This is a genomic window from Pseudomonas sp. TH32 (assembly GCF_016650855.1).
In the GTDB taxonomy this organism is placed as follows: Bacteria; Pseudomonadota; Gammaproteobacteria; order Pseudomonadales; family Pseudomonadaceae; genus Aquipseudomonas.
The window spans coordinates 1,461,986-1,488,133 of the sequence record NZ_JAEKFA010000002.1; the positions used below are offsets into that span (position 1 = coordinate 1,461,986).

At 61.6% G+C, this 26,148-nt stretch carries 21 protein-coding genes; 10 read left to right on the forward strand and 11 right to left on the reverse strand.

Translation table 11 applies throughout. The annotated features are described in order from the left end of the window. Positions 1-106 precede the first annotated feature (106 nt). The gene (locus JFV30_RS10370) at positions 107-361 is read left to right on the forward strand and encodes a hypothetical protein (protein WP_010173095.1); all 255 of its coding nucleotides are present in this window, start codon (positions 107-109) and stop codon (positions 359-361) included. Beyond that, entirely contained in the window at positions 358-1,890 is a 1,533-nt protein-coding gene (locus JFV30_RS10375) for a sodium:solute symporter family protein (RefSeq protein ID WP_201123500.1), read from the forward strand. The genes JFV30_RS10370 and JFV30_RS10375 overlap by 4 nt, the downstream gene beginning before the upstream one ends. 122 nt (positions 1,891-2,012) lie before the next feature. Here JFV30_RS10375 and JFV30_RS10380 read toward each other — a convergent pair whose 3' ends face one another. Continuing rightward, entirely contained in the window at positions 2,013-3,857 is a 1,845-nt protein-coding gene (locus tag JFV30_RS10380; RefSeq protein WP_201123502.1) for a sigma-54-dependent Fis family transcriptional regulator, read from the reverse strand. Positions 3,858-4,093: 236 nt separating this feature from the next. Between JFV30_RS10380 and JFV30_RS10385 the strand changes: the two genes are divergently transcribed. The 6 genes from JFV30_RS10385 to JFV30_RS10410 are packed head-to-tail and all read left to right on the forward strand — an operon-like array spanning position 4,094 to position 10,020. Next, complete coding sequence (locus JFV30_RS10385; protein ID WP_003218524.1) at positions 4,094-5,188, forward strand: ABC transporter ATP-binding protein; 1,095 nt, start codon at positions 4,094-4,096, stop codon at positions 5,186-5,188. Beyond that, positions 5,188-6,285 (forward strand): ABC transporter ATP-binding protein, encoded by a 1,098-nt coding sequence (locus JFV30_RS10390; protein ID WP_201123504.1) that lies wholly within the window; start codon positions 5,188-5,190, stop codon positions 6,283-6,285. The genes JFV30_RS10385 and JFV30_RS10390 overlap by 1 nt, the downstream gene beginning before the upstream one ends. After that, positions 6,282-7,148, forward strand: coding sequence for a carbohydrate ABC transporter permease (locus JFV30_RS10395; RefSeq protein ID WP_010173085.1), 867 nt, complete (start codon positions 6,282-6,284; stop codon positions 7,146-7,148). The genes JFV30_RS10390 and JFV30_RS10395 overlap by 4 nt, the downstream gene beginning before the upstream one ends. 10 nt (positions 7,149-7,158) lie before the next feature. Next, entirely contained in the window at positions 7,159-7,959 is an 801-nt protein-coding gene (locus JFV30_RS10400; protein ID WP_008433050.1) for a carbohydrate ABC transporter permease, read from the forward strand. Between the two features lie 10 nt (positions 7,960-7,969). Continuing rightward, positions 7,970-8,242: a DUF2160 domain-containing protein gene (locus tag JFV30_RS10405; protein WP_010173082.1), complete on the forward strand. Its 273-nt coding sequence runs from the start codon at positions 7,970-7,972 to the stop codon at positions 8,240-8,242. Between the two features lie 35 nt (positions 8,243-8,277). Further along, positions 8,278-10,020, forward strand: a complete 1,743-nt coding sequence (locus tag JFV30_RS10410) for an ABC transporter substrate-binding protein (RefSeq protein ID WP_201123506.1) — start codon at positions 8,278-8,280, stop codon at positions 10,018-10,020. Between the two features lie 134 nt (positions 10,021-10,154). Here the strand turns inward: JFV30_RS10410 and JFV30_RS10415 are convergent, their stop codons facing one another. Next, positions 10,155-10,460, reverse strand: a complete 306-nt coding sequence (locus JFV30_RS10415; RefSeq protein WP_201123507.1) for a DUF6124 family protein — start codon at positions 10,458-10,460, stop codon at positions 10,155-10,157. Positions 10,461-11,158: 698 nt separating this feature from the next. Here JFV30_RS10415 and JFV30_RS10420 point away from each other — a divergent pair. After that, positions 11,159-11,626 (forward strand): hypothetical protein, encoded by a 468-nt coding sequence (locus JFV30_RS10420; protein ID WP_201123509.1) that lies wholly within the window; start codon positions 11,159-11,161, stop codon positions 11,624-11,626. Positions 11,627-11,679: 53 nt separating this feature from the next. Here JFV30_RS10420 and JFV30_RS10425 read toward each other — a convergent pair whose 3' ends face one another. From JFV30_RS10425 to JFV30_RS10455, 7 genes are all read right to left on the reverse strand, one after another. Next, the gene (locus tag JFV30_RS10425; RefSeq protein ID WP_010173080.1) at positions 11,680-13,320 is read right to left on the reverse strand and encodes a BatD family protein; all 1,641 of its coding nucleotides are present in this window, start codon (positions 13,318-13,320) and stop codon (positions 11,680-11,682) included. After that, positions 13,317-15,059, reverse strand: a complete 1,743-nt coding sequence (locus JFV30_RS10430) for a tetratricopeptide repeat protein (protein WP_201123511.1) — start codon at positions 15,057-15,059, stop codon at positions 13,317-13,319. The genes JFV30_RS10425 and JFV30_RS10430 overlap by 4 nt, the downstream gene beginning before the upstream one ends. After that, positions 15,056-16,144, reverse strand: a complete 1,089-nt coding sequence (locus JFV30_RS10435; protein ID WP_010173076.1) for a vWA domain-containing protein — start codon at positions 16,142-16,144, stop codon at positions 15,056-15,058. Before JFV30_RS10435 ends, JFV30_RS10430 begins: the two co-directional genes overlap by 4 nt. Beyond that, on the reverse strand, positions 16,137-16,631 hold the full coding sequence (locus JFV30_RS10440) for a DUF4381 domain-containing protein (protein ID WP_201123513.1): 495 nt from the start codon (positions 16,629-16,631) through the stop codon (positions 16,137-16,139). The genes JFV30_RS10435 and JFV30_RS10440 overlap by 8 nt, the downstream gene beginning before the upstream one ends. Next, entirely contained in the window at positions 16,628-17,560 is a 933-nt protein-coding gene (locus JFV30_RS10445; protein ID WP_003218540.1) for a DUF58 domain-containing protein, read from the reverse strand. The genes JFV30_RS10440 and JFV30_RS10445 overlap by 4 nt, the downstream gene beginning before the upstream one ends. A gap of 5 nt (positions 17,561-17,565) precedes the next feature. Further along, positions 17,566-18,525 (reverse strand): AAA family ATPase, encoded by a 960-nt coding sequence (locus JFV30_RS10450; protein ID WP_003218556.1) that lies wholly within the window; start codon positions 18,523-18,525, stop codon positions 17,566-17,568. Positions 18,526-18,835: 310 nt separating this feature from the next. Continuing rightward, positions 18,836-19,192 carry a hypothetical protein gene (locus JFV30_RS10455; protein WP_169388113.1) on the reverse strand — a complete coding sequence of 119 codons (357 nt, stop codon included), beginning with the start codon at positions 19,190-19,192 and terminating at the stop codon, positions 18,836-18,838. 468 nt (positions 19,193-19,660) lie between these two features. Between JFV30_RS10455 and JFV30_RS10460 the strand changes: the two genes are divergently transcribed. Next, positions 19,661-24,520 carry an NAD-glutamate dehydrogenase gene (locus JFV30_RS10460; protein ID WP_201123515.1) on the forward strand — a complete coding sequence of 1,620 codons (4,860 nt, stop codon included), beginning with the start codon at positions 19,661-19,663 and terminating at the stop codon, positions 24,518-24,520. Between the two features lie 82 nt (positions 24,521-24,602). Here JFV30_RS10460 and JFV30_RS10465 read toward each other — a convergent pair whose 3' ends face one another. Both JFV30_RS10465 and JFV30_RS10470 read right to left on the reverse strand, forming a co-directional pair. Then, a complete protein-coding gene (locus tag JFV30_RS10465) occupies positions 24,603-25,289 on the reverse strand; it encodes a GntR family transcriptional regulator (protein WP_201123518.1) in 687 nt (228 codons plus the stop codon). A gap of 17 nt (positions 25,290-25,306) precedes the next feature. Then, on the reverse strand, positions 25,307-26,011 hold the full coding sequence (locus JFV30_RS10470) for a FadR/GntR family transcriptional regulator (RefSeq protein ID WP_169388116.1): 705 nt from the start codon (positions 26,009-26,011) through the stop codon (positions 25,307-25,309). Positions 26,012-26,148 lie beyond the last annotated feature (137 nt).

The window sequence follows — 26,148 nt, forward strand, 5'->3', positions numbered from 1 at the left end:
ACCTCAGGTTCCGCCTTTGGCGCTGGTTTGCGCTGACGTTTCACTGCTTGATTTTTTGTTTGATCACATAACAAACCGATCCAGAAATTCAAGGAGCACCCGACTCATGAAATCCGATACCGCACCACCCGGACGCCTGAAGAGCCAACTCTTCGGCGTGTACTTCTTCCTGTTGCTGATGCTCGCTTTATTCCCGCCGTTCTATTTGAGCGTGAGCGGCAGTACCGCATTGGTACTGGGCATTCCGTTGCCGATCTTCTACTGGATCGCCATCGCGGTTCTCGCCGGCCTGGGCCTGTGGGCGCTGTATGTCGCCGAGCTGAAAGCCGGTGAAATTCCCGAAGAGGGGGATGCGCCATGATCAGCACCACCAGCGATGCCCACCTCTTTATCACCTTCGGCGTGATCGGCCTGTTCCTGGCCGGGATGATTGCCGTGCTGTACGCCACCAACCGCGAGAGCACGAGCTTTTCCGATTACGCCGTAGGCGGGCGTTCCTACGGGCCTTGGTACATCGCCATGTGTTACACCAACTCGTGGTGGCCGGGCTCGACCTTTACCGCGTTTTTTGCCCTGACCATCGGCGGCGCCCTGGGCTTCTACGGCATGGTCTACGCGACCCTGGGCGTGACCGCGATGTACCTGATGGCGCGCCGCGCCTGGACCTGGGGCCAGCGCTTCAACCTGCGCACCCAGCCAGACTTGCTCGGCATGCGCTTCAACAGCCCAGTGGTCAAACGCGTGGCCTCGATCATCGGCATCATCTCGGTATTCCCGTGGGTGGTGATGGGCATCCAGGCCTTGGCGATGCTGTTCCAGTTCGCCAGTTTTGGCCGCTGGGGCGTCACCACCTGCCTGATCGCCGGCGTGGTGGTGGTGCTGGTGCGCCAGTACTGGACCGTGAGCATGGGCATGCGCGGGCTGATCATGACCGACATGTTCCAGGGCCTGATTGCCTACGTGTTGTGTGCGGCGCTGTGTGTGTTCCTGTTGTTTGGCGACCAGGCGTCGTTCTCCAACCTGTCGCACTTGCCGGCCAAGATGCTGCTGATCCCTGGCGCCAGCGGCACCGGTTATGGCCCGATGTACATGTTCAGCCTGATTTTTACCGGGGTGATCGGCTCGATGTGCTGGCCCATGAGTTTTCAGCGCATCTACACCGCCAGCGGCGTCAAGGCGGTGAAGAAAGGCACGCTGTACACGATCCTGTTGGTGGGTGGTTTCTACGGCATCCTTATGCTGTTTGCCGCCGCTATCAGCCAGGACCCGAACGTCATTGCGCACCCGCAACAAGGCTGGTTCCTGTCGCTGTTCGACATCGGCGGGCCGTGGATGCTGGCGCTGGCGATCGTCATCGTGCTGGCGGCGAGCATCGGCCACGTGGACGGTTGCGTGCAGGTCTGCGGTACGCAGTTCGCCAATGACCTGGCCACCTGGAACACCTCGCGTACCGATCGCCAACTGACGCTGCTGGCCAAGTCCGGGATGGTGGTGTTTATCGTCGCCGCCTCGGTGCTGGCGTACCTGACCTTTGATTACGCGCGGCTGCAATTGCTGGCACAGATTTCCTACCAGGGGATTATCCAGTTGGCGGTGCCGCTGTTTTTCGGAATCTTCAGCCGTCGCGGCAACAAGGAAGGCGCGATTGCCGGGATGCTGGCCGGGATTGTGGTGGCGATTGTGCTGACGACGATGTACCCGGATGACATCCCCGGGCTGGGGTCGTTGACCAGCGGGATCGTCGGGTTGGTGGTCAATGCGGGGATTTTTGTGGTGTGTGCGTGGGCGATCAAGCCGAGTGCGGAAGAAAGTGCCCGGGTTGAGCAACTGTTCGAGATGGCAGCACCGGGTCGCAAAGTGCCGATGGGGGCGACGCCGGTTCTGAACTGAGCCCAAATTTCAAACCCGACGTAGTTCAAGTGTGGGAGCTGGCTTGCCTGCGATAGCGGTGTATCAGTGACAGAGATGTTGACTGACACTCCGCCATCGCAGGCAAGCCAGCTCCCACAGGTTTAACCGTGTCCCTGACCAGAATCCCCGTTTTGCTTAAGGCGCTTGTACAGCGTATTACGGCTAACCCCCAACTCCCGCGCCAGGTGCGAGATATTGCCGCCCGCTGCTTTCAGGCGTTGGGCCAGGTCCATGCTGTCATCCAACCGTTCAGCGCTTGGCTCCGGTACCACCCCATTCAAATCCACAAAAAAATCATCCGGCAAATGCTCCGCCCGGATTGGCTGCTCTTCCGCCATCGCCAGCGCCACCTGCAACACGCTGCTCACCTGGCGCAAATTCCCCGGCCATGGGTGCTGCTCAAACAGCGCCAGCACTTCGTTACTCAACCCGGCCCACTGGGTCGGCTCGCGATGCTGTTGCCACAGTTGCTTGAACAGCGCCTGTTTATCGGTGCGTTCCCGTAGCGGCGGCAGTTCCAGGGTCAGGCCACCGATGCGGTAATACAGGTCTTCGCGAAAACGTCCGAGCTGCACCTGTTCCCGCAGCGAGCGGTTGGTGGCGGAGATGATCCGCAAATCCACCGGGAACAACTCGCTGCTGCCCACAGGCTGCACACAGCGTTCCTGCAACACCCGCAGCAGCCGGGCCTGGGTCGGCAGCGGCATGTCGCCGATCTCGTCGAGGAACAAAGTGCCTTTGTCTGCCTTGCGGATCAGGCCGATGCTGCCTTTCTGGTTGGCGCCGGTAAACGCGCCTTTTTCGTAGCCGAACAGTTCCGATTCCACCAGTTCGGCGGGGATCGCCGCGCAGTTGACCGCGATAAACGCCTGTTGGCTGCGGGAGCTGGCCTGGTGCAGGGCTTTGACGAAGACTTCCTTGCCCACGCCGGTTTCACCGTGGATCAGCAATGGGATGTCCTTTTCCAGCAAGCGCTCGGCCTGGCGTACCGCCTTTTCCACCCGGGCGTCGCCAAAGTGCAGGGTCTTGAGGTTGATGGCCGTGGGCGCAGGCTCGCTCGGTTTCTTTGTCTCGACAAACACGCGAGCCTGCACCGGCGCCTGCTTCGGGCGTTTCAACAGGCATTGGAAACGGTTGCGCCCGGCGGCTTGCAGCGAGAAGGGCAGGCCTTCGGGCTGGTTGAGCAACTCCAGGAGCGAGACCTTGAAGAGGCTGTCGATCAGCACCCGCGACAGGCTGATGCCCAGCAGGTTGTCTGCCCGGCGGTTGGCCGACAGCACCTGGCCACTTTCATCAAAAATCAGTAACCCGGCCCACTGGCTATCAAGGTTGTTCAACCCGGTGTTGAACGTCAGCTGGAAATGTTCGCCGCGAAACAGGTTGAGGATCAGCCGGTTCTCTACCGTCTGGCTCATCATCTTGACCATGCCGAGGGTGTGGGAGGGCGGCAGGTAGCTGTCGCTGGACACATCCAGCACCGCGATGATTTCCCGCTGGGCATCGAAGATCGGCGCCGCCGAGCCGGTCATGAAACGGTTGGCCTTGAGGAAGTGCTCGTCGTGCTCGATGTGCACCGCCTGGGCACAGGCCAGGGCGGTGCCGATGGCGTTGGTGCCGCTTGCGCGCTCCATCCAGCTGGCGCCGGCGCTGAAGCCACGGGCCAATGTCGGTTCGATAAAACGCTGGGTGCCCCAGGAGGTCAGCACCTGGCCCTGGTTGTCGGCGAGCATGATCAGGCAGTTGGAATTGCTCAGGATGTTTTCGTAGTAGGGCAGCACTTCCTGGTGGGTGGTTTGCACGAGGGAATGCTGGCTCTCCAGCAATTGGCGCACGCCGTCTGCAGGCAGTTGATCGAAACTCGGCGTGCTCTGGTGATCCAGGCCATAGGCGCGGCAGCGGCGCCAGGAGTCCTGGATGATGGCATCGTGCGCCAGCGGTGTGCTCATGGCGGTGACCCTTGTTTTATTGTTGTTCTGGGTTCGAAAGGCTCATTCAGTGTTGTTCAGAACTGTTCATTGTCAACCCGCCAGGTGTTCAGTTGTTCAGGCCGGTCTGTTCATTTCTGTTCAGAGGTGAACGGCCGTTTTGCCTAACCCGTTGACCGGCCTGGGTTTTGGGTTTTTGGCACGGAACTCGCTCTGTGTGCTTGCCAGAACCATTCCAATAATAAAAAGGTCGTGTCATGTCATTGACCCTGGAGCACGTCACTCGCGTTGTTGAAGGCCAGACCTGGATCGACGACGCCAACCTGCGTTTCGAAGCCGGTTCCTTCAATGTATTGCTGGGCCGCACGCTGTCCGGCAAGACCAGCCTGATGCGCCTGATGGCCGGCCTGGACAAGCCTGACAGTGGGCGCATCCTGATGAACGGCGTCGACGTCACCCAAAAGCCGGTGCGTTTGCGCAACGTGTCGATGGTCTATCAGCAGTTCATCAATTACCCGACCATGACCGTGTTCGAGAACATCGCCTCGCCGCTGCGCCAGGCCGGTGTGTCGGCCGAGCAGATCCAGAGCAAGGTCCTCGAAACCGCGAAAATGCTGCGCATCGAGAAATTCCTCCAGCGTCACCCGCTGGAGCTTTCCGGCGGCCAGCAGCAGCGCACCGCCATGGCCCGGGCGCTGGTCAAGGACGCCGAGCTGATCCTGTTCGACGAGCCCCTGGTGAACCTGGACTACAAGCTGCGCGAAGAACTGCGTCAGGAAATGCGCGAGCTGTTCAAGGCCCGCCACACCATCGCCATCTACGCCACCACCGAACCCAACGAAGCCCTGGCCCTGGGCGGCACCACTACCATTCTCCATGAGGGCCGGGTGATCCAGAGCGGCAAGGCCGCCGAGGTCTATCACCAGCCGCAAACCGTGCTGGCGGCCGAGCTGTTTTCCGAGCCGCCGATCAACCTGATGCCCGGGCGCATCAGCGGCAATGAAGTGAGCTTTGCCAACTTTGTGCACTTCCCGCTCAACGTCGACCTGCGGCCCATCGGCGAAGGCGAGTTCCGCTTTGGCGTGCGGCCCAGCCATATCAGCCTGGTGCCCAGCAACGATGACGACCTGGAGCTGGCGGTGACCGTGGAAGTCGCCGAAATCAGCGGCTCGGAAACCTTCCTGCACGTGCGCAGCGAGCACTTCCTGCTGGTGCTGCATTTGCCCGGCGTGCATGAGTACGACGTCGACGCGCCGATCCGCATCTATATCCCTACCCACAAATTGTTTGTGTTCGATGGCCAGGGACGTCTGGTCCAGGCCCCGGGCCGACGTGTCGCGAGGGTTGCCTGATGGCCGAGATCCATTTGCAGAACCTGGCCCACAGCTACAGCGCAAAGCCCGCCGGCCCCGAGGACTACGCGATTCGCGAAATGAACCACGTCTGGGAGCAGGGCGGCGCCTACGCGTTGCTTGGCCCCTCGGGCTGCGGCAAGTCGACGTTGCTGAATATCATCTCCGGCCTGCTCAGCCCTTCCGAAGGCCAGGTGTTGTTCGACACCAAGGTGGTCAACGAGCTGACCCCGGAAAAACGCAACATCGCCCAGGTGTTCCAGTTCCCGGTGGTGTACGACACCATGACGGTGTTCGATAACCTGGCGTTTCCACTGCGAAACCAGGGCATGGCCGAGGCGAAGATTCACAGCAAGGTGCAGGAAATTGCCGAGGTGCTCGACCTGCAAAACCTGCTGGACAAAAAAGCCCGCAACCTCACCGCCGACGAAAAACAGAAAGTCTCCATGGGCCGCGGGCTGGTGCGTGATGACGTGTCGGCGATCCTGTTCGACGAACCGCTGACGGTGATCGACCCGCACCTGAAGTGGAAGCTGCGGCGCAAGCTCAAGCAGATCCACGAGCAGTTCAACATCACCATGGTCTACGTCACCCACGATCAACTGGAGGCCTCGACCTTCGCCGACAAGATCGCGGTGATGTACGGCGGGCAGATCGTGCAGTTCGGCACGCCACGGGAATTGTTCGAGCGGCCGAGCCATACCTTTGTCGGCTATTTCATCGGCAGCCCGGGGATGAATCTGATTGAAGTGCAGGCCGAGGCGGGCGGTGTGCGCTTTGCCGGCACGCATCTGGCGTTGCCCGAGGCGTTGCAGCAGCGCATTGGCGAAACGCCCTACAAGAAACTGCAGGTGGGTATCCGCCCGGAATTTATCCATGTGTGGGATGAGCACAATGCTGACGCGCTACAGGCCCAAGTCACTCATGTGGAAGACCTCGGCACCTACAAGATCATGACCCTCAACCTCGACGGCGCCCTGTTGAAGGTGCGCCTGGCCGAAGACAAACCGGTGCCCGAGGGGCACGCGTCCATCAGCTTTCCGGGCCAATGGCTGATGGTGTATGCCGACGACTACCTGCTGGAGGCACAGCCATGAACAAGGTGCAGAACAACAAGGCATGGTGGCTGGTGTTGCCGGTGTTCCTGCTGGTGGCCTTCAGTGCGGTGATCCCGATGATGACCGTGGTCAACTATTCGGTGCAGGACATCTTCGATCAGTCCAGCCGCTACTTTGTCGGCGCCGATTGGTACAAGCAGGTGCTGCTGGACCCGCGCCTGCACGACTCGCTGTTGCGCCAGTTCATCTATTCGGCGTGCGTGCTGCTGATCGAAATTCCCCTGGGTATCGCCATCGCCCTGACGATGCCCACCAAGGGCCGCTGGTCCTCGTTGGTGTTGATCGTGATGGCGATTCCGCTGCTGATTCCGTGGAACGTGGTGGGCACCATCTGGCAGATTTTTGGCCGCGCCGACATCGGCCTGCTGGGTTCAACGCTCAACGCGATGGGTATCAGCTACAACTATGCGGCCAACACCATGGACGCCTGGGTCACCGTGCTGGTGATGGACGTATGGCACTGGACGTCCCTGGTGGCACTCCTGTGTTTCTCGGGGCTGCGGGCGATCCCGGATGTGTACTACCAGGCGGCGCGGATTGATCGCGCGTCCAGTTGGGCGGTATTCCGACATATCCAGCTGCCGAAGCTGAAAAGCGTGCTGTTGATCGCGGTGATGCTGCGGTTCATGGACAGTTTCATGATCTACACCGAGCCGTTTGTACTGACGGGGGGCGGGCCGGGAAATGCCACCACCTTCCTCAGTCAGACCCTTACTCAAATGGCCGTAGGCCAATTCGACCTGGGCCCGGCGGCGGCATTTTCCCTGGTGTACTTCCTGATCATCCTGTTGGTGTCCTGGCTGTTCTACACCGCCATGACCCACTCCGACGCCAACCGTTGAGGCCGCCAACATGAGCAAGCGCAAGGTTATCCCGCTGCTGGTCTACATCCTGTTCCTGCTGGTGCCGATCTACTGGCTGCTGAACATGTCGTTCAAGAGCAACACCGAAATCCTAGGTGGCCTGACCCTGTTTCCCCAGGACTTTACCTTCGCCAACTACAAGGTGATTTTCACCGACCCGAGCTGGTACACCGGCTACCTCAACTCGCTGTACTACGTCAGCCTCAACACGGTGATTTCCCTGAGTGTGGCGCTGCCTGCGGCCTACGCGTTCTCGCGCTACCGCTTCCTCGGCGACAAGCACCTGTTCTTCTGGCTGCTGACCAACCGCATGGCGCCGCCAGCGGTGTTTTTACTGCCGTTTTTCCAGCTGTATTCGTCCATTGGCCTGTTCGATACGCATATCGCGGTGGCCCTGGCCCACTGCCTGTTCAACGTGCCGCTGGCGGTGTGGATTCTCGAAGGCTTCATGTCGGGTGTGCCCAAGGAAATCGACGAAACCGCCTACATCGACGGGTACAGCTTCCCCAAGTTTTTCGTGAAGATTTTCATCCCGCTGATTGGCTCGGGGATCGGCGTCACGGCGTTTTTCTGCTTCATGTTTTCCTGGGTCGAACTCTTGCTGGCACGCACGTTGACGTCGGTGAACGCCAAGCCCATCGCTGCCGTGATGACCCGCACGGTGTCGGCGTCCGGCATCGACTGGGGCGTGCTGGCGGCGGCGGGGGTGTTGACCATCCTGCCGGGCATGCTGGTGATCTGGTTTGTTCGCAACCACGTGGCCAAGGGCTTTGCCCTGGGCCGGGTCTGAGGAGTCGATGATGGAATGGATGGCCTGGACCACCCCGACTGCACTGTTCTTCGCCGCGATCGGCCTGCTGCTGGTGGGCATGACGACCTGGGAATTGCGTTCGCCGAGTATCCCCCGGCGCGGCTTGTTACCGATCAGCACCACCCGTGGTGATCGCTTGTTTATCGGTCTTCTCGGCAGCGCCTACCTGCATTTGTTGGTGATCGGCGTAACCGGCTGGAGCATCTGGGTGGCGTCCGCGCTGTCTCTGGTGTGGCTGTTGTCTGTGATGCGCTGGGGCTAGTTGCCCCTTTTGAACCCCAAAACCAGGAGGTCTCTATGTTCGATAAAAACAATAAGCTGCGACATAGCATTTCATTGGCGGCCGTGCTGGCGCTCAGCGGGCTCAGTGCTGCGGCCTGGGCGGATGCCTATGAAGACGCTGCAAAAAAATGGATCGGCAGTGAGTTCAAACCGTCGACCCTTACCGAAGCCCAACAGCTCGAAGAACTGAAGTGGTTTATCAAGGCCGCGGAGCCGTTTCGCGGGATGAAGATCAACGTGGTGTCGGAAACCCTCACCACCCACGAGTATGAGTCCAAGGTGCTGGCCAAGGCCTTCAGTGAAATCACCGGGATCAAGCTGACCCACGACCTGCTGCAGGAAGGCGACGTGGTGGAAAAGCTGCAAACCCAGATGCAGTCCGACAAGAATATCTATGACGGCTGGGTCAACGATTCCGACTTGATCGGTACGCACTTTCGCTATGGCAAGACCGAATCCATCACCGACCTGATGGCCAACGAAGGCAAGAACTTCACGTCGCCCACCCTGGACATCAAGGACTTCATCGGGATCTCGTTCACCACCGCACCGGACGGCAAGATCTACCAATTGCCCGACCAGCAGTTCGCCAACCTTTACTGGTTCCGCGCCGACTGGTTCGAACGGGCGGACCTGAAAGCCAAGTTCAAAGAGAAGTACGGTTATGAACTGGGCGTGCCGGTGAACTGGTCAGCCTATGAAGACATCGCCAAATTCTTCAGCGAAGACGTCAAGGAAATCGATGGCAAGCGCGTCTACGGGCACATGGACTACGGCAAGAAAGACCCCTCCCTGGGCTGGCGTTTCACCGATGCCTGGTTCTCCATGGCCGGTGGCGGCGACAAGGGCCTGCCCAACGGATTGCCGGTGGACGAGTGGGGCATTCGCGTGGAGGACTGCCACCCGGTGGGCTCCAGTGTGACCCGTGGTGGCGACACCAACGGCCCGGCGGCGGTGTATGCCACGCAGAAATACGTGGACTGGATGAAAGCCTACGCGCCACCGGAAGCGGCGGGCATGACCTTCTCCGAATCCGGCCCGGTGCCGTCCCAGGGCAACATCGCCCAGCAGATCTTCTGGTACACCGCGTTTACCGCCGACATGACCAAGCCGGGCCTGCCGGTGGTGAACGCCGACGGCACGCCGAAATGGCGCATGGCCCCATCGCCGGTCGGACCGTATTGGGAAAAAGGCATGAAGAAGGGCTATCAGGACGTGGGTTCCTGGACCTTCCTCAAGTCGACGCCCGAGAAGCAGAAACTCGCGGCCTGGCTGTACGCGCAGTTCGTGACCTCGAAAACCGTGTCGCTGAAGAAAACCATCGTGGGCCTGACGCCGATTCGTGAATCCGACATCAACTCCCAGGCCATGACCGACCTAGCGCCGAAACTCGGTGGCCTGGTGGAGTTCTACCGCAGCCCGGCCCGGGTGGAGTGGACCCCGACCGGCACCAACGTGCCGGACTATCCACGGTTGGCGCAGTTGTGGTGGAGCCATATTTCGGAAGCGGCCAGCGGCGAGAAAACCCCGCAACAGGCGCTGGATGGGTTGGCCAAGGACCAGGATGCGATCATGACGCGCCTGGAACGCTCCAAGGTGCAGCCGATTTGCGGGCCGAAGATGAACGAGGAAAGGGACGCGCAGTACTGGTTTGACCAGCCGGGTGCACCGAAGCCGAAGCTGGCGAATGAGAAGCCGCAAGGCGAGACGGTCAGCTACAACCAGTTGCTCAAATCATGGGAGGACGCGCGCAAGTAATCCAAACGCAGCAGATCAAAAATGTGGGAGCGGGCTTGCTCGCGAATGCGATGGATCAGTCAGCAGATATGTGACTGACAGACCGCTTTCGCGAGCAAGCCCGCTCCCACATTGGGTTTGCGGTGTTTTCGAATTTAGTGTGGTTTCAGACAATCCAGCGCCTGATCAGCCAAGGTACGGGCCATCTCGATGAGGTGCACGGTGGAGTGCGCCATATCGCGGCTTTCCCCAGTTGCGTTCTGCGCTGAACCTCCTGCCGTTGCGGCTGCACAGCGCAGTAGCTCAGAGAGCTGGGCGATTGCGTCTTCAAAGCTGACGTCGTGGTGAACGGTGAATATTGGATGAGAGAGGGGGTCGGGTTTTACGTAGTGACTTAAAGCGCGATCAAAGGCTTCGCGGTCTCGGGTGGAACGAGGTGGGTCTGGAACGATCTTGTCCATGCATAAGCTCCTACTGAGTGGAATCCACCTCATGTCGTTTCCACACGACAGGGGGTGGCAGCTATACGCGGGGTGGAAAACCGGACAGTAGGACCCGGCCAGACCGAAGTCTGCCCACGTACAGCCGCCATAGAGCGCTGACGAAAAAACGCCGACAACGATTATGGTGCTGACGCTTGGCGCCCACTGAATTTCCAGGTTTCCACACCCGATCGCTGATGTGCAGCGACGGAGCGAAGACTAGCCAGTGGTTCCAGTAGGCACAAGGCCGAAAGATTCTCTAGGAAACGTCCCGCAAGTTAAAGCGATTTGCCTTGCTGGCCTTTAACAATCTATGACGGGTTGAGTGAATTTCTTTGAGATGGCGTGGCTTACGGAATGCGTTCAAGCTCCTCTAGCTAATCGACAACGAAAAGAGTTTATGTGTGACCGGTAATGGTTTTGACGGTTCATGTGTATCTACTCGATGGCGATTCGGACTGGATCCAATCATTGGTAGCGAATGAAGTACCATCGTATGATGTCACGTCGCTAGTGGTCTTTAGGGACCGGCTGTTGCTCTCATTCAGCGTGCTAGCTGATCGTACTCGACCTTCATCGAGTGGGCGCTAAAGTAGCGATGCCGCTGTCAAGTCCGAATTGGACGAAGGTTGGTCGTTATGACACATATCCCTCAATTAGCAGACGGAGCTAATCTCATGGTGGACCCTAAAGGAACTGCAAATTTGCTTCACCAGCACGCCGAGTACAACAAGCTCAGCGATGAATACTCTCCTGAAGTCGCGGCTGTACTGACTCAAAAGAACCTGTCCCGCAGCAACGTGCAGGTCTCAGTAGAGCAAGTCGATGGGTGGCATCAGATCAATGAGGCTTCGATCAAAGGTCATCTTGATCTTGAGTCAGAAAGCCAAATTGCGACAGCTCAAGCAACCGCCGTCGTTGATGCAATCCTTCGACCCATTGTGCATGCTCTTCCCGAGCCTGCAGATGTTGTGGATGAGTCTGAGGTTGAAGACGTCGATGACGAGGATCAGGACGAGGACGAGGACGAGGACGAGCAGGATGAACGTCCGTCCTTAGGTGACATATTTGGTTATGAGGACGATGAGGATAACGAAGAAGCTGCGTTCGACCATATTCTCAAGCTCCAAGAGAACGCCGGTTGATACAGTCAGTTAGATATCCCAAGTAGCTTTCCCCAGATTTCCATACGGTAGGGCTACTTGGGATACAACGGCGGCAAGCTGGTGCTATCCCCCGCAGGGTCCTGCTCGCGCTCCGCCATCGGAATCGCCTTCACCGCCCGCCACAATTCCTCACCCTGCCAATACTGGCCACTTTCGCTGTACAGCGCGCCATTCAACCCGTCCAACGCATCCGACAACGGCACAAACCGCGCGGCCATATCTGCCAGGGTCTCCGGCTGTTGCCGCGCCCAGGCATCCAGTGCCTGGCGTGTGGCTTGCGGGTCATTGGCCTGGCTCGCCCGCTTGAGGTCGTCCAGCAAGGTACGCGGGCTCGGGCCGGTTTGCGCGGCACGCAGGATCGCCGGCTGCCAGCGCGCACGCCACCACAGACCAAAGCCCAGCAGGGTGGTGCAGGCCAGGATCAGGCTGGTCAGTTGCCAGATCCACAGGCTGTCGTTGTCCGGTGCAGTGATCACGGTGGGGCTGGCCGGCGTGTCCACGATCAGGCTCGGGTTGGTCGCCACTTGCAGGGTGCGGGCCGGCAGGCTGGTGCGTTCCAGGTGGTCTTCGTGGGTGTTCCACCACACCACTTCCACCGGTGGCAGTTCGAGTGCGCCAACGCGGTTGGGCACCAGGGCTTCGCGGTCTTCACGGCTGCCGATCAGGCCGCGGTCGTTGTTCTGGTTGCTCAGCACCGGTTGGTCCGGGTAGCGGCGCAGGCCAGGGATGTCGCTCAGCGCCAGGGGCGGCAGTTGTGCGGCGGCCAGGCCTTCGGCTTTCAGGGTCAGGCTGCGGGTCAGGGAGTCGCCGACCTGCACGTGATCCGGCTCGGGGTTCCAACTTTCAGTCAGGGTCAGGCTGCGCGCCGGTAGCCAGGGGGCGTCTGCCGGGTACACCGCCGGCTTGGCCTTGACGGCCAGCGACAGCTCCGGCGAGCTGACGTGGATCAGCTTGCCGGGTTTGGAGCCTTGGGGGTTATTGTCCTGGGCGGGCCGAGGCTCCACCAGCGTGGCGCTGAAAATCTGCGCCGGGATCGTCAAGCTGCCGCTGTGCTGCGGGTAAATCGCATACCGCGTTTCGATCACACCATGGCGGATGCCGTTGATGACTTTTTCGTAGGTGCGTGATTCACCGAGTTGCTCGATGCGCGTATCGGCGATCTGCAATGGCGTCAGGCTGCTGTCGTCGTACAGCGACACCGAGTGGTAGACGCGCACGGTCAGCAGCGCCTGGGCCTGGACGTAGACGCTGTCCTGGTCGAGGTTGGTTTCGATAAATACCGGAGCCAACTGGGTCTCGGTGTTCTGGCTGACGGTTTCCACCACTTGCAGGGTGATCGGTTGGGTCTTGAGTTCGCCGATCTGCAACGGCGGAATCACTACGGTGCCGGTCTCTTTGGGCAGCAGGGTGATGATCCAGCGGGTGGTGGCGTGGTTGTCGCCTGCCAGCGTGGTGAGCTGGTTGATCTGGCGGGTGCCGCTCACTTCAAACAGCGGGTCCAGTGGCGCCAGGTCCGGTTTGCCGAACAGCGTGACGTCGTTGGACTCCACCGTCAGTTCCACCGTCTCCCCGGAATTGATGCGGCTGCGGTCGACACTGGCCACCAGGCCGGCGGCCTGGGCCTGGCTGGCCCACAACGCGAGGGTGAGAAGAAGGGCGGTGCAGCGGTTCATCGAGTCTTGTCCTGATGTTGTTGCTGTTCGTACCAGAATTTGCGTCGCAGCAGCTCGCCGGGGTTGTCCGGGATCTGCCGCAGCCATTGTTCCAGGGCCTGGCGCTGTTCGCCTTCGATCGTGCCGCTGGCGGGGCGCAGGGGCGGCGTGGTGGTTTGCTCGTCACCCAACTCGCTGCCGGGCACCTCGTTGCTGCCGGCGTGGGGCGTGGCGCCCGTTTGTGTATCGGTTGCACCGGGTTGGCCCTGGCCCTGGGACGTCTGCTCGCCACCGGTGGCGGTCTGGCTGCTGGCGCCCGGTTGCGCAGTCTGGCCGGGTTGCGTGGTTTCGTCATCCTCGTTTTTTGCAGGCTTGGCCGGCTCGGTTTTTTCCGGTTCCTGCTGCATCAGGCTTTCCACCAGGGCTTTGTTCTTCAGCGCCGGCTGCAAGTCGGGCTGGGCTTCCAGGGCTTGCTCGTAGGCGTCGATCGCCGCTTCCAGCTCGCCGCTTTTGGCCAGGGCGTTGCCTCGATTGTAGTGGGAATAGGCGTCGCTGCCTTCGGCAAAACGCTTGGCCGCTTCGGCGTAGTTGCCGGCTTCATACAGCGCGACGCCTTGCCATTGCGGGTCTTCAAAATGTTCGGCAGCCTCGGCCGGGCGTTTTTTCTTCAGCAGCAATTGGCCTTGTTGGTCCGGGCGCAGCCACAGGTCCTGGAAGTCAAAGGCATAGCTGGGCTGCGGCGCGCCCAACAGCAGTAACGGCAAGAAGAACAGCCAGCCGCGGCGCCCGGCGCAGGCGGCCAGCAGCAACAGCGGCAAGAGCAGCCAATAACCCTGGTCGGCCCAGGTGTCGAGGTGCAGCAGTTGGCCGTCATTGCGCAGGCTTTGCGGGCCGTCCAGCAGGCCGAGGTGGCGCAGGTCCTTGTCGTCCAGGCGGGCCTGGCGGTAACGGCCGCCCATTTCGCTGGCGAAAGCCTTGAGGGTCGGACTGTCGAGGCGCGGCACGAGGATCGCGCCCTGGGCGTCCTTGAGGAATTCGCCGCTCTCCTGGGTCACTGGCGTGCCTTCGCGGCTGCCGATGCCGAGGATCGACAGGCTCGGCGCCTGGCTACCTTGTAACTGCAGGCGGATGCCCTGGCGTTCCTGCTTGGACAGCGACGAGCCAATCAGCAGCAGTCGGCCCTGGCCGAGGCCGCCATGCTTGAGCAGGCTCAGGGCTTTTTCCACGGCCAGGTCGGCGCGATGGCCGGGCTCGGGCATGATCGAGGGGCGCAGGGCCTCCAGCAGGTTATGGCTGGTGGCCAGATCGTCCGAGAGCGGCACCAGGGTGTGGGCGCTGCCGGCGTAGACCACGATGGCGGTCTGCGCATCGCTGCGGGCCTGGAGCAGGTCGAACAGCTTGCGCCGCGCCTGTTCGAGGCGGCTGGGCGGGCTGTCGGTGGCGAGCATTTCCGGGGTCAGTTCCAGCAGCACCACCAGCGGGTCGGCGGGTTTCTGACTGGACTGTTCCACGCGCTCCCAGCTTGGGCCGAGCAACGCCAGCACGGCCAGCAGCCAGGCAATCCCGAGCACCACCCACGGCGATTTGCTTTCGCGGCCACTGCCGCCGCTGAGCAACGCGGCATGGAAGGCTGGCGGCAGAATCATCTGCCAGCGCCCGGCGCGTTTCTGCCGGTGCCACAACTGCCACAGCAACCAGCCGAGCAGCGGCAGTAGCAACAGCCACCAGGGACGGAACCAGTGCGGCCACAGGGCGATCATCGACGCCTCCGCAAACGCAGGCGTTTCAGGCGCTCGCGCCATTCCGGGTTGGGTTGCAGGAAACGGCCCTTGCTCGAGAGTTTGTTGAACAGGCGTTGCAGGGCGTTATCCGGCCAGCGTTCCTGGATCACCAGCAGCATGCTGAGGATCAGTGCCAACGCCAGCGGCGCGCTGTACAGCGCCTGGGCGGGGCGGGCCTGGGTCGGTTGCTGGGCCACGGGTTCGAGCTGGTCGAGGGTTTCCTTGATCTTCAGCAGTTCGTTGCCGTCGCGGGCGCGGAAGTAGCGGCCGCCGGTGGCCTCGGCGATGGCCTTGAGCGCCGGTTCGTCGAGGTCCAGGCTCGGGTTGACCCCGAGTATGCCCAGGGAGCCGGTTTGCTCGGGGTCGGCACCGATGCCGATCGGGTAGATTTTCACGCCTTCTTCGGCGGCCAGGCGGGCGGCGGTCAGCGGGTCGATTTCGCCGGCATTGTTGGCGCCGTCGGTGACCAGGATCAGCACCCGGCTTTGCGCAGGGCGCTGACGCAGGCGCTTGAGGGCCAGGCCGATGGCGTCGCCAATCGCGGTGTTCTTCCCGGCAATACCGATTTTTGCTTCATCGAGCCAGGTGCGCACGGTGCGCCGGTCGAAGGTCAGCGGCGCTTGCAGATAAGCCTGGCTGCCGAACAGGATCAAGCCTACGCGATCACCTTCGCGGCTTTCCAGGAAGTCCCCCAGCAGGTGCTTGACCAGGCTCAGGCGGCTGACGTCCTCGTCCTGCCACTGCATGTCGGGGAAGTCCATCGAGCCGGAGACGTCCACCGCCACCAGCAAATCGCGGCCACTGGCAGCAATGGGCAGCGGCTCGCCGAGCCATTCCGGGCGGGCGGCAGCGGTAAGCAGCAACAGCCACAGGAACACGAACGGCGCTTGCTGGCGCCAGCCCGGCAGGTTGACCCGCGCGCGGCGGCGGGCCAGGCCTTCGAGATCGCTGAGGAAACTGACTTTCAGTGCCGGCTCGCCGCTGTCGGCCACCGGCAAGATGAGCCGCAGCAACCACGGCAATGGCAACAGGGCAAAGATCCACGGCCAGGCGAATTCAAACATGTTTGCGAATCCAGGTGTCGACGGCCTGGGTCAGACCGGCGATGGCCTTGTCGTCGAGTTTGCATTCGGGCTTGTAGGCGCCTTCCACCAGCACCATCCAACGGGTCAGGCCGGCGGCGGGGCAGCGGTTGTCGAGGAACGCCAGCCATTTGCGGCCGTTGAGGGTGTGGCTCTGGCTGTAGGGGTAGTCGTTGCGGCACAGGCGTTTGAGCAGGCCGTTGAGTTGTTGCAGCCAGGCACCGGCCGGCGCGCCGTCGTAGGGTTTGGGCATCAGGGCCAGCTCGGCGAGGGCGGCGATGCGCAGCGGGTCCAGGGGTTGTTCGGCGCGGGCCAGCGGGCGCTTGGCCGGCAGGAAACGCCGCAGCGACCACAAGCCCCAGCTCGCCAGCGGGAGAATCAGCAGCAACAGCCACCAGCCCGGCGCCGGCGGCCAGAAGCCGATCACCGGCGGGGCGATCAAGGGTTGCAGTTGGTCGAGGCTGCTCATTGCTTTTTAACCGGGCGTTGCGGGTTCAGGTATTCGCGCAGTTGCTCGACCATTTCACCCTGTGTGCTCAAGGGCATCAACAGCACTCGCAGCTTTTGCGCGAGCAGTTCCCAGCGGGCGCTGCGGGCTTCGGCCTGGGCCTTGTAGGCCTGGCGCAGGTCAAAATTCAGGGTGTCCAGTTCCAGCTGTGCGCCGCGCTCGGCGAAGCGCAGCAGCCCGGCGGCGGGCAGGGCGTGGTCCAGCGGGTCGGAGACCGGCAACAGCAGCAGGTCGCAATGCCGCGACAGCAGGCTCAGCTGTTGCTCGGCGCCTTCGGTCAACGCGCGTTCGTCGCAGATCACAATCACCAGGCTGCCCGGGCGCAGGACTTCCCGGGCCCGGCGCAAGGCCATGCCGAGGGCGTCGGCTTCCGGGCGACGCTCGGTGTTGAGGCTCTGGTTGACCCGCACCAGACGGTTGAGCAATTGCAGCAGGCTTTGTTTGCTGCGCCGGGGTTTGATTTCGTAGTGCTCACTGTCGCCGAACACCAGGCCGCCGACGCGGTCGTTGTGACCCAGGGCAGCCCAACCGATCAGGCTCGCCGCCTGGGCTGCCAGCACCGACTTGAACATCTGGCCCGAGCCGAAAAACAGCCGGCAGCTTTGTTCCACCATGATGAAGATCGGCCGTTCGCGCTCTTCATGGAACAGCTTGGTATGGGGTTCCTGGGTGCGTGCGGTGACGCGCCAGTCGATGGTGCGTACGTCGTCGCCGGCCTGGTAAACCCGCACCTGGTCGAAGTCGACCCCGCGCCCGCGCAGTTTCGAGTGGTGCAGGCCGATCAGCGGGCTGCGCTGGCTTGGCGTGGAAAACAGCTGCACTTCCCGCACGCGATGGCGCATCTCGATCAATTCGCTCAGGGTGACACGGGTTCCATCGCCAGCGTTCATGGGCGTCAAGCGACGGCAACGACGTCGAGAATGCGCTGCACCACGCGGTCCTGGTCGATACCGGCTGCTTCAGCCTCGAACGACAGAATGATGCGGTGACGCAGCACGTCGAACAGCACCGCCTGGATGTCTTCCGGGCTGACGAAGTCGCGACCGGCCAGCCAGGCGTGGGCCCGGGCGCAGCGGTCCAGCGCAATCGAGCCACGGGGGCTGGCGCCATAGGCAATCCACTCGGCCATTTCCGGGTCGAACTTGGCGGGGGTGCGGGTGGCCATGACCAGTTGCACCAGGTATTCCTCCACCGCGTCGGCCATGTACAGGCCGAGGATTTCCTTGCGGGCGGCGAAGATCGCCTGCTGGCTGACCCGGCGCTCGGGCTTGGTTTCGCCATTGAGGGCTTCGCCACGGGCCTGCTGCAGGATGCGGCGCTCGACGGCGGCATCGGGGAAGCCGATTTTCACGTGCATCAGGAAGCGGTCGAGCTGGGCTTCGGGCAACGGGTAGGTGCCTTCCTGCTCGATCGGGTTTTGCGTGGCCATTACCAGAAACAGTGGCGACAGTTCATAGGTACTGCGCCCCACGCTGACCTGGCGCTCGGCCATGGCTTCAAGCAAGGCCGACTGCACCTTGGCCGGGGCACGGTTGATTTCGTCCGCCAGCACCAGGTTGTGGAAGATCGGGCCTTGCTGGAACACGAAGCTGCCGGTTTCCGGACGATAGATCTCGGTGCCGGTGATGTCGGCGGGCAGCAGGTCGGGGGTGAACTGGATGCGATGGAACTGTGCTTCGATCCCTTCGGCAAGCTCCTTGATGGCCTTGGTCTTGGCCAGCCCGGGAGCGCCTTCAACCAGCATATGACCATCGGCGAGCAGGGCAATGAGCAAGCGCTCGATGAGTTTTTCCTGGCCGAGAATCTGCGTTGAAAGAAAGGTTCGCAGCGCAAGCAGCGCTTCACGATGTTCCATCGATGACGGTTACTGGAGAGGTGAGCCCCGGGCGTTGTTAAAAACGCCAGGGCCTGGGGGCTTACTTTAATGCATCAGAGGGTGCGGCGACTAACGGCGCAGGGGGTATTTTTTGGGAATTGTGGGAAATGTCCGAGGTTTTTCCGGCTGGCACCTACCTTTGTGGCGAGGGAGCTTGCTCCCGCTGGGTTGCGCAGCAGCCCCAATAAGGCGGCCGAGTTTTTCCAGACAGAGCGCAGCTGACTGGTTTGGGGCCGCTTCGCAGCCCAGCGGGAGCAAGCTCCCTCGCCACATTGAGCCGTCTTGGCTTCTAGATCCGGATATAGGTCCCGGTGCCCTTGAGAATGTTCTGCAAGGTTTCTTCCACTTCGGCCAGATCCGACTCCGCCGTGCCGTGGGTGATTTCCAGATGATCACTGCCGCCCAAGGCATCGGCGTCCGCTGCGCCAATCTCTACCAACAACGTCGTGGCACTCAGCGTGATCTTCAGCCCGTCCAGGGTCGACGGCTCGTAATCCCAGGTGATTTCCACCTCGTCCTCATCCGGATAACGAGTGACCATGAACATCTCGCCCTTGTCGCCGTGGCAGCAGAGCATGGCCATGTTGTCTTCTTCGTCATCGCACGGGTTGACGATCAGGTGGGCGGTGGTCAGTTGCAGTGGCATGGTTAATCCTGTCTGGGGGAGGGCGAAGCAGGGCAATTGTGCCATTGCGGCGAATTTTGTGCTGCATCGTGTGTCAGACCTTGTGGCATGACCTGACGGGCTATATCAGTCATTTCCGGTACTCGGCGCCTCGGGATTTCTCCGAAAACACCCGGTTGCCCAAGTCGCAACCCGCCAGCAGCGTGCCGATGACCGAATATGTCGCAGCGTCGCAAGCAGCACGCTTCCTACACTCGTTAAGCTGCGCAACGGATGTGCCTCGCCAGGAGTCTGACCTGCCCGTCGTACCGTCGCCTGGCTGGCAGCACATCTTATGGAAGTTGAATGTGACCTCATTGTCTTGTCCAGCTTCACCCACCTGTCACTCTGAATTCGTTACTGTAGACCGCGAACAGAGCTGACGGTCTCCCCGCAAGGGGATAACACGCGACGCTTCCATCAATAACAAGCCCAAGCGGAGTACCACAGATGGCGTTCTTCACCGCAGCCAGCAAAGCCGACTTCCAGCACCAACTGCAAGCGGCACTGGCGCAGCACATCAGTGAACAGGCACTGCCACAAGTGGCGCTGTTCGCTGAACAATTCTTCGGCATCATTTCCCTGGATGAACTGACCCAGCGTCGCTTGTCCGACCTGGCCGGTTGCACCCTGTCTGCCTGGCGCCTGCTTGAGCGCTTTGATCACACCCAACCGCAAGTGCGGGTCTACAACCCCGATTACGAACGTCACGGCTGGCAATCGACCCACACGGCGGTCGAAGTGCTGCACCACGACCTGCCCTTCCTGGTGGACTCGGTGCGTACCGAGCTGAATCGCCGTGGCTACAGCATCCACACCCTGCAAACCACTGTGCTCAGCGTGCGTCGTGGCAAGAAGGGCGAGCTGCTGGAAATCCTGCCCAAAGGCACCCAGGGCGAAGACGTTCAGCAAGAATCGCTGATGTACCTGGAAATCGACCGCTGCGCCAACGCCGCCGAGCTGAATGTCCTGAGCAAGGAACTTGAGCAGGTACTGGGCGAAGTGCGCGTTGCTGTCGCCGATTTCGAACCGATGAAAGCCAAGGTCCAGGAACTGCTGGCCGGTATCGACGCCAGCTCCTACGTGATCGACGGCGAAGAAAAAGCCGAGATCAAGAGCTTCCTGGAATGGCTGGTGGGCAACCACTTCACCTTCCTGGGCTATGAAGAGTTTGTGGTACGTGACGAGGCGGATGGCGGTCATATCGAATATGACGCCAACTCGTTCCTCGGTCTGACCAAACTGCTGCGCCCAGGCCTCACCGCCGACGACCTGCGCATCGAGGACTACGCGGTGAACTACCTGCGTGAACCGGCCGTGCTGTCGTTCGCCAAGGCCGCTCACCCAAGCCGCGTGCACCGCCCGGCCTACCCGGACTACGTGTCGATCCGCCAGATCGATGCCGACGGCAAGGTCATCAAGGAATGCCGCTTCATGGGCCTCTACACCTCTTCGGTGTACGGCGAAAGCGTGCGGGTGATCCCGTATATCCGCCGCAAGGTCACGGAAATCGAGCGTCGCTCGGGCTTCCAGGCCAAGGCGCATTTGGGCAAGGAACTGGCCCAGGTGGTCGAGGTTCTACCCCGTGACGATCTGTTCCAGACCCCGGTGGACGAACTGTTCAGCACCGTGATGTCGATCGTGCAGATCCAGGAGCGCAACAAGATCCGCGTGTTCCTGCGCAAAGACCCCTACGGCCGCTTCTGCTACTGCCTGGCCTACGTGCCACGCGACATCTATTCCACCGAAGTGCGCCAGAAGATCCAGCAAGTGCTGATGGATCGCCTGAAAGCCTCGGACTGCGAGTTCTGGACCTTCTTCTCCGAATCCGTACTGGCTCGCGTCCAGCTGATTCTACGGGTAGACCCGAAGAACCGCCTGGACATCGACCCGCTGCAACTGGAAAAAGAAGTGGTGCAGGCCTGCCGCAGCTGGCAGGACGACTACTCCAGCCTGGTGGTGGAAAGCTTTGGCGAGGCCCATGGCACCAACGTGCTGGCAGACTTCCCGAAAGGCTTCCCGGCCGGCTACCGTGAGCGCTTCGCCGCGCATTCGGCTGTGGTCGACATGCAGCACTTGCTCAGCCTGACCGAAGCCAACCCGCTGGTGATGAGCTTCTACCAGCCGCTGGGCCAGGTTTCCGGCCAGCGCGAGCTGCACTGCAAGCTGTATCACGCCGACACCCCGCTGGCGCTGTCCGATGTGTTGCCGATCCTGGAAAACCTCGGCTTGCGTGTACTGGGTGAATTCCCGTACCGCCTGCGTCATGCCAATGGCCGCGAGTTCTGGATTCACGATTTCGCGTTCACCGCCGCCGAAGGCCTGAACCTCGACATCCAGCAGCTCAACGACACCCTGCAGGACGCGTTCGTGCACATCGTCAACGGCGATGCCGAGAACGATGCGTTCAACCGCCTGGTACTGACCGCCGGCCTGCCATGGCGCGACGTGGCGTTGCTGCGTGCCTACGCCCGCTACCTGAAGCAGATTCGCCTGGGCTTCGACCTGGGTTACATCGCCAGCACCCTGAACAACCACACCGACATCGCCCGCGAGTTGACCCGGTTGTTCAAGACCCGTTTCTACCTGGCGCGCAAGCTGACCGCCGAAGACCTGGAAGACAAGCAGCAACGCCTGGAACAGGCCATTCTGACGGCCCTGGACGACGTTCAGGTGCTCAACGAAGACCGCATCCTGCGTCGCTACCTGGACCTGATCAAGGCCACCCTGCGGACCAACTTCTACCAGGCGGATGCCAACGGTCAGAACAAGTCGTACTTCAGCTTCAAGTTCAACCCGCACGCGATTCCTGAATTGCCGAAGCCGGTGCCGAAGTTTGAAATCTTCGTCTACTCGCCACGGGTTGAAGGCGTGCACCTGCGCTTTGGTAACGTCGCTCGCGGCGGCCTGCGCTGGTCCGATCGTGAAGAAGACTTCCGTACTGAAGTGCTGGGCCTGGTAAAAGCCCAGCAGGTGAAGAACTCGGTCATCGTGCCGGTGGGCGCCAAGGGCGGCTTCCTGCCTCGTCGCCTGCCATTGGGCGGCAGCCGGGACGAGATCGCGGCCGAGGGCATCGCCTGCTACCGCATCTTCATTTCCGGCCTGCTGGACATCACCGACAACCTGAAAGACGGCGCCCTGGTGCCACCGTTGAACGTGGTGCGCCACGACAACGATGACCCGTACCTGGTGGTGGCCGCGGACAAGGGCACTGCGACCTTCTCCGACATTGCCAACGGCATCGCCATCGACTACGGCTTCTGGCTGGGTGACGCGTTTGCGTCCGGTGGTTCTGCCGGTTACGACCACAAGAAAATGGGCATCACCGCCAAGGGCGCATGGGTGGGCGTGCAGCGTCACTTCCGTGAGCGCGGCATCAACGTCCAGCAAGACAGCATCACCGTGGTGGGCGTCGGCGACATGGCCGGCGATGTGTTCGGCAACGGCCTGTTGATGTCCGACAAGCTGCAACTGGTCGCGGCCTTCAACCACCTGCACATCTTCATCGATCCAAACCCGACCCCGGCCAACAGCTTCGCTGAACGTCAGCGCCTGTTCGACCTGCCGCGCTCGGCCTGGACCGACTACGACACCAGCATCATGTCGGAAGGCGGCGGTATCTTCTCGCGCAGCGCGAAGAGCATTGCCATCTCGCCACAGATGAAAGAACGCTTCGACATCCAGGCCGACAAGCTGACCCCGACCGAACTGCTGAACGCCTTGCTCAAGGCACCGGTGGACCTGTTGTGGAACGGCGGTATCGGTACCTACGTCAAGGCCAGCACCGAGAGCCATGCCGACGTGGGCGACAAGGCCAACGACGCCCTGCGCGTGAATGGCAACGAGCTGCGCTGCAAGGTGGTGGGCGAGGGCGGTAACCTCGGCATGACCCAATTGGGTCGTGTGGAATTCGGCCTCAATGGCGGCGGTTCGAACACCGACTTCATCGACAACGCCGGCGGTGTGGACTGCTCCGACCATGAAGTGAACATCAAGATCTTGCTCAACGAAGTGGTGCAGGCCGGTGACATGACCGACAAGCAGCGCAACCAGTTGCTGGCGAGCATGACCGACGAAGTCGGCAGCCTGGTGTTGGGCAACAACTACAAGCAAACCCAGGCCCTGTCCCTGGCCGCCCGCAAAGCTTTCGAGCGAGCAGCCGAGTACAAGCGCCTGATGAGCGACCTGGAAGGCCGTGGCAAGCTGGACCGCGCCATCGAGTACCTGCCTTCGGAAGATCAACTGACCGAGCGTGCCGCCACCGGTAAGGGCCTGACCCGGCCGGAACTGTCGGTACTGATCTCCTACAGCAAGATCGACCTCAAGGAAGCGCTGCTCAAGTCCCTGGTACCGGATGACGACTACCTGACCCGTGACATGGAGACCGCGTTCCCGCCGAGCCTGGTGGCCAAGTTCTCCGAAGCCATGCGTCGCCACCGTCTGAAGCGCGAGATCGTCAGCACCCAGATCGCCAACGACCTGGTCAACCACATGGGCATCACCTTCGTTCAGCGACTCAAAGAGTCCACCGGCATGAGCCCGGCGAACGTGGCCGGTGCCTACGTGATCGTGCGTGACATCTTCCACCTCCCGCACTGGTTCCGTCAGATCGAAGCCCTGGACCACCAGGTCTCGGCTGAAGTGCAGCTGGCATTGATGGACGAACTGATGCGCCTGGGCCGTCGTGCCACCCGCTGGTTCCTGCGCAGCCGTCGCAACGAGCAGGATGCTGCCCGTGACGTCGCGCACTTCGGTCCGCACCTGGCGGCGTTGGGCCTCAAGCTCGACGAACTGCTGGAAGGCCCGACCCGCGAAGGCTGGCAGAACCGTTATCAGGCGTATGTCGAAGCCGGTGTACCGGAGCTGTTGGCGCGCATGGTGGCGGGCACCACGCACCTGTACACCTTGCTGCCGATCATCGAAGCGGCTGACGTCACCGGTCAGAGCGCTGCTGATGTGGCCAAGGCGTACTTCGCCGTCGGTAGCGCCCTGGACTTGCCGTGGTACCTGCAGCAGATCAGCGATCTGCCGGTGGGCAACAACTGGCAGGCCCAGGCGCGTGAAGCCTTCCGCGATGACGTGGACTGGCAGCAACGGGCGATCACCATCAAGGTTCTGCAAATGGCCGATGCGCCAGAAAACATGGAAGCCCGCGTGGCCCTGTGGCTTGAGCAGAACGCGAGCATGGTGGAGCGCTGGCGCGCGATGATGGTGGAGATTCGTGCTGCGGTGGGCACGGACTACGCCATGTACGCGGTGGCCAACCGTGAGTTGCTGGATTTGGCGTTGAGCGGTCAGTCGGTGCTGTAACGGGACTGATTGAGCGGTAAAGCAAAAAGCCCGGTATCGAAAGATGCCGGGCTTTTTTGTGCTTGATCATCGAGTGGTTGGCTCAATTGCTGTGTAGCAACTTGGCTTCCAGGTGGTCCAGGTGTCGGGTCATCAAGGTGACGGCGGTACCGGCATCGCCTTGCTCCACCGCATCCACAATCGCCATGTGCTCCTGCCACGCGCAATACGTGCAGGCCTTGGCCTCAAACTGCGCAATCGCCAACGAGGTCAACGGCACCAGGCTATTGAGAAACTGCGCCAGCGGTGCGTTACCGGCAATCGCCGCCAGTTGCAGGTGAAACTCTCCGGAAAGCCGAATCGCCGGCCCGCGTTGGTCCCGCTCGATGCATTCCCGCTCCCGCGCAATCAACTCACGTAACTGCCGCACCTGTGCTGGTTTCGCATTGGCACATGCCAACTGCACCACGGTGATTTCCGTCAGGCGTCGGGCCTCAAGAATTTGCCGGGTTTGCTGGGCATCGGGCGCCGCTACCTGGGCCCGGTGGTTGGGCCGCAGGATGATCACTTGCTGGTGCGACAGCCGCGCCAGCACCCGGCGAATAACGCTGCGGCTGACACCAAAACTCTGGCCGAGGCTCTCCTCGGTAAAACGGCTGGCGGGGGCGATGCGTTGCTCGAGAATGGCGTCGAACAGGGCCGGGTAGATGTCGTCCACCGAGAGCTTCGGCTTGCCCACCAGGCGCAACGGCGTGAATGGGAACGGGGTGTGCAGGGCGTGAGCGGTCATGGGCGGTCTCCAAAAAGTCAGCTACCCAGATGGTCGTCCGGGATGTTCAAGCGAATGCCCATGCGCAAGCCTTCCTGCAGGATGTGCCGGCGCATTTCGGCGCTGGCCAGGGCGCTGTTCTTGTTGCGGATCGCGCGCACCACGGCGTCGTTTTCCTGCAGGCGTTCCGCCAGGTGTTCGGGGGAATTACGAAGTACCTGGGCACTTTGCTTGAGGGCGTTGCTGGTCTGTTGCACCACGTTCTGGAAGATCGGGTTGGAGGTCAGGGCGAACAGTTCTTCGTGGAACGCGATGTAGGCGTTCATCCCGGCTTCGCTGTCGCCGGCATCGAGGGCTTCGCGCATGTCCATCAGGGTCAGGCGCAGTTGCCCGACTTCCTTGCTGCTGATGGATTGGGCCACCAGGCCGACGATAAAGGGTTCGAGGGTGTAGCGCAGTTGCAGGATGTCTTCGAGGCTGGCCTCGGCCACGCCGCTGTCCTGGGCCTGGGATTCGTTGAGGGTGGTTTCCAGCACCACCACGCCCTTGCCGGGCATGGAGCGCACCAGGCCGAGGGTTTCGAGCACGATCACCGCTTCGCGCAGGCTCGGGCGGCTGATGCCCAGTTGCTCCGCCAGTTCACGCTGGCCGGGCAGCATCTCGCCGCGCCGCCACTGGCCCCTCGCCAGGGCGGCACGCAGTTTTTCTACCACTGAATTGACGACGGTTGAGGTGCTGATCACGTCTACGTCTCCTTGAAGTTGCAAATACGGTAGTGAATCCGGCGAAGATCTATTGTGGGAGCTGGCTTGCCTGCGATGGCGATGTGTCAGCCAACCCATCATCTACTGATACACCGCCATCGCAGGCAAGCCAGCTC